Raw genomic sequence first — 3,271 nt, forward strand, 5'->3', positions numbered from 1 at the left:
TGGCCCTACCGACCAGTACGATGCCGGGGCCCCCTGTTCCCGGCGAAAGGCCAGCCCCGTGCCGCGCACCCCTTCCTCCCCCGCGCTCCTCGCCGGCTTCCTGGCCGCCATGGGGGTGGCGCACGCCGTCGCGCCGAAGCCGTTCGACGCGATCGTCCCGCGTGCACTGCCGGGCAGCCCGCGGCTGTGGACGTACGCGAGCGGTGCGGCGGAGCTGGTGGTGGCGGCGGGGATCGCCCATCCGCGGACCCGCCGGATGGCCGGGCTGGCCGCGGCGGCGCTCTTCGCCGGGGTCTTCCCCGCGAACCTGCAGATGGCCGCCGACGCGCGCCACCGCTCGCCCGCCCACCGGGCCGTGGCGTTCGGCCGGCTGCCGCTGCAGGTGCCGCTCGTGCTGTGGGCGCGCAGCGTGAGCCGCGGGGCGGCATCCCGCTGAGGCGCTGCCGGTCCGGCGGCCGCCGGACCCTGCCCGCCGGGCGCCCCCCGCGGGGCGCTCAGCGGCTGTCGCCCGACCAGTCCCAGCGGGCCGGATCGTCGGCCCGCCGGCGGTAGTGGGCGCGGCCGCCCGGACCGTAGCGGCCTATCTCCGTGGGGAGCGCCGCCTCCTCGGCGAGGCGGCGCGCGCTCCATCCCGTGATGTCGAGCAGGAGCCCGTCGAGGGGCCCGCCGACCAGTTCGCCGTACTGGCGGCCGGGCTGCGGGCCGGGGTCGGGGTCTTCGTGGTCGGCGCCGTAGACCCGGCGCCGGAGCATCCTCTCGTCCATACCCGCCAGCTTCACAGACGCCACTGACAACGCAGCAGGAGCACCGCCATGGCACATCGCGTACACCGGCCCGCCGAGGACGAGGAGTTCGCGTTCGTCCTGCGGATGGCCGAGGGGCCGGTTCTGGCCTGTTTCGTCGGGGCCTGGCCCAAGGCCCTGGCGGCGAGCCGCGAGATCGACCTGCTCGCGGCCGAAGCGGCCGCGGAGTACGGGCCGCGCCTGACGGCGGTGCGCGCCGACATGACCCGCTGCCCCGGCCCCACCAGGCAGTTCGGTGTCACCTCGGCGCCGACCGTGCTCATCCTCCGCGACGGGCGGGAGGCGGCGCGGTACGAGGGTGCGGCGGCGCCCGAGGAGTTCCGGGCGTTCCTGCGGGAGAACCTCGGCGCGCCCTGAGGCCCGCGTCCGCCGGGCGCGGCAGGACCCGGCACCCGTGCGGACGCGGCGGCCATCTGGCCGGAACGGGTATGGGTGGAATAGATGCCCAGGGCATGTAATGGGCCCGGGCACGACGGAGCCCCCGGACCACGCCGACGAGGTGCCGCATGTCAGAGACCGTTGCCTTCCCGCAGAACCGGACCTGCCCCTACCACCCGCCGACCGCCTACGAACCCCTGCGTGCGGGGCGCCCCCTGTCCCGGGTGAGCCTCTTCGACGGCCGCTCCGTGTGGATCGTCACCGGGCACGCCGAGGCGCGCGCCCTCCTCGCCGACGGCCGCCTGTCCTCCGACCGGCAGAACGCGGCCTTCCCCGCCCCCACCCCGCGTTTCGCGGGCCTGCGCGACCGCCGCACCGCCCTGATCGGCGTGGACGACCCGGAGCACAACGCGCAGCGCCGGATGCTGATCCCGAGCTTCACCCTGAAGCGGACCGCGGCCCTGCGTCCCCGGATCCAGGAGACGGTGGACCGGCTGATCGACGCCATGGTGGCGCGCGGCCCGCGGGCGGAGCTGGTCGGCGCGTTCGCCCTGCCGGTGCCGTCGATGGTGATCTGCGACGTGCTGGGGGTCCCGTACGAGGACCACGAGTTCTTCGAGGAGCAGTCGCGCCGGCTGCTGCGCGGCCCGGAGAGGGCCGACGTCGAGGACGCCCGAGCCCGTATCGACGCCTACCTGGCGCGGCTGATCGAGCGGAAGCGGTCCGACCCCGGCGAGGGCCTCCTGGACGAGCTGGTCGGCCGGCACCCGGAGGCGGGCGGGACGGACACCGGCGAGCTGGTGTCGCTCGCGGCGGTCCTGCTGATCGCGGGCCACGAGACCACGGCGAACATGATCTCGCTGGGGACGTTCACCCTGCTGCGGCATCCGGAGCAGCTGGCGGAGCTGCGGGAGGACCCCTCGCTGCTCCCGGCCGCGGTGGAGGAGCTGATGCGGTTCCTGTCGATCGCGGACGGCATGCTGCGGGTGGCCACCGAGGACATCGAGGTGGGCGGTGTGACGGTCCGGGCCGACGACGGGGTCGTCTTCTCCACCTCCGTCATCAACCGGGACGCCTCCGTCTTCGAGCGGCCGGACGTCCTCGACTGGCACCGTCCGGCCCGCCACCACCTCGGCTTCGGCTTCGGCGTGCACCAGTGCCTGGGGCAGAACCTGGCGCGGGCCGAGATGGAGATCGCACTGGGCACGCTGTTCGCGCGGCTGCCCGGGCTGCGGCTGGCGGCCGAGCCGGACCGCATCCCGTTCAAGCCGGGCGACACCCTCCAGGGCATGGTCGAGCTGCCGGTGGCGTGGTGAGCGGCGGCGCGCCGCACGGGCGGCGCACCGGCGACGGCACCGCCGTCGCCGCCGTCCACGTCGACCGCGGGGTCTGCATCGGTGCCGGCCAGTGCGCCCTGACCGCGCCCGAGGTGTTCACGCAGGACGACGACGGCTTCGGGCAGGTGCTGCCGGGGCGGGAGGACGGCCGCGGCAGCGCCCTGCTGCGGGAGGCCGTCCGCGCGTGCCCCGTCGCGGCGATCTCGCTCCGGACGGGCGGCTGAGCCGCGGGGCCGCCCGCCCTGCGGGCCGGACGGTCGCGGGCCCCGCCGGATGCCTCCCGGCGGGGCCCGCTGCCCACGTCTCGCGCTGTGCGTGAGTGGCGTCCGGGTCAGGACTGGGGGACGACGTTCTCCGCCTGGGGGCCCTTGGGGCCCTGGACCACGTCGTATTCGACCTTCTGGTTCTCCTCCAGCGACCGGTACCCGGAGGACTGGATCGCGGAGAAGTGGACGAAGACGTCGGGGCCGCCCGCGTCCTGCGTGATGAAGCCGAACCCCTTCTCCGCGTTGAACCACTTCACGATGCCTGTTGCCATTGGTGCTGATCCTTCTCAACGTGCCACGCGGACCGCACAAACGGTGCAGTCGTCACGATCCTGCCCTTGTGTCCCGCCCGCCACACTCCGGGTGCAGCCAACCGGGGACGGATCGAACACCAGGCCGCCCGGCGGTCGCGGGGGGTGCACGTCGGGCGGCCTGGTGTTCGATCCGTCCCCGGTTGGCTGCACCCGGAGTGTGGCGGGCGGGACAC

6 protein-coding genes are annotated in these 3,271 nt (G+C 75.0%); 4 read left to right on the top strand and 2 right to left on the bottom strand.

Annotation, left to right across the window (positions count from 1 at the left end; translation table 11 throughout):
* Positions 1–58 precede the first annotated feature (58 nt).
* Positions 59–436 carry a hypothetical protein gene (locus EF903_RS30680; protein WP_125548252.1) on the top strand — a complete coding sequence of 126 codons (378 nt, stop codon included), beginning with the start codon at positions 59–61 and terminating at the stop codon, positions 434–436.
* 58 nt (positions 437–494) lie between these two features.
* On the opposite strand, the gene EF903_RS30685 is transcribed toward EF903_RS30680, so the two are convergent.
* Positions 495–764, bottom strand: a complete 270-nt coding sequence (locus EF903_RS30685; protein WP_125548253.1) for a hypothetical protein — start codon at positions 762–764, stop codon at positions 495–497.
* Positions 765–812: 48 nt separating this feature from the next.
* Here EF903_RS30685 and EF903_RS30690 point away from each other — a divergent pair, with 48 nt between their 5' ends.
* The 3 genes from EF903_RS30690 to EF903_RS30700 all read left to right on the top strand — a co-directional run bounded on the left by EF903_RS30690 (position 813) and on the right by EF903_RS30700 (position 2,742).
* Positions 813–1,160, top strand: a complete 348-nt coding sequence (locus EF903_RS30690) for a co-chaperone YbbN (RefSeq protein ID WP_125548254.1) — start codon at positions 813–815, stop codon at positions 1,158–1,160.
* A gap of 149 nt (positions 1,161–1,309) precedes the next feature.
* Positions 1,310–2,497, top strand: coding sequence for a cytochrome P450 (locus tag EF903_RS30695; protein ID WP_125548255.1), 1,188 nt, complete (start codon positions 1,310–1,312; stop codon positions 2,495–2,497).
* The gene (locus EF903_RS30700) at positions 2,494–2,742 is read left to right on the top strand and encodes a ferredoxin (protein ID WP_125548256.1); all 249 of its coding nucleotides are present in this window, start codon (positions 2,494–2,496) and stop codon (positions 2,740–2,742) included. Before EF903_RS30695 ends, EF903_RS30700 begins: the two co-directional genes overlap by 4 nt.
* Before the next feature lie 107 nt (positions 2,743–2,849).
* On the opposite strand, the gene EF903_RS30705 is transcribed toward EF903_RS30700, so the two are convergent.
* A complete protein-coding gene (locus tag EF903_RS30705; protein ID WP_125548257.1) occupies positions 2,850–3,056 on the bottom strand; it encodes a cold-shock protein in 207 nt (68 codons plus the stop codon).
* Between the last annotated feature and the right edge of the window lie 215 nt (positions 3,057–3,271).

It is taken from the genome of Streptomyces sp. WAC05292, assembly GCF_003949955.1.
Taxonomy (GTDB): domain Bacteria; phylum Actinomycetota; class Actinomycetes; order Streptomycetales; family Streptomycetaceae; genus Streptomyces; species Streptomyces globosus.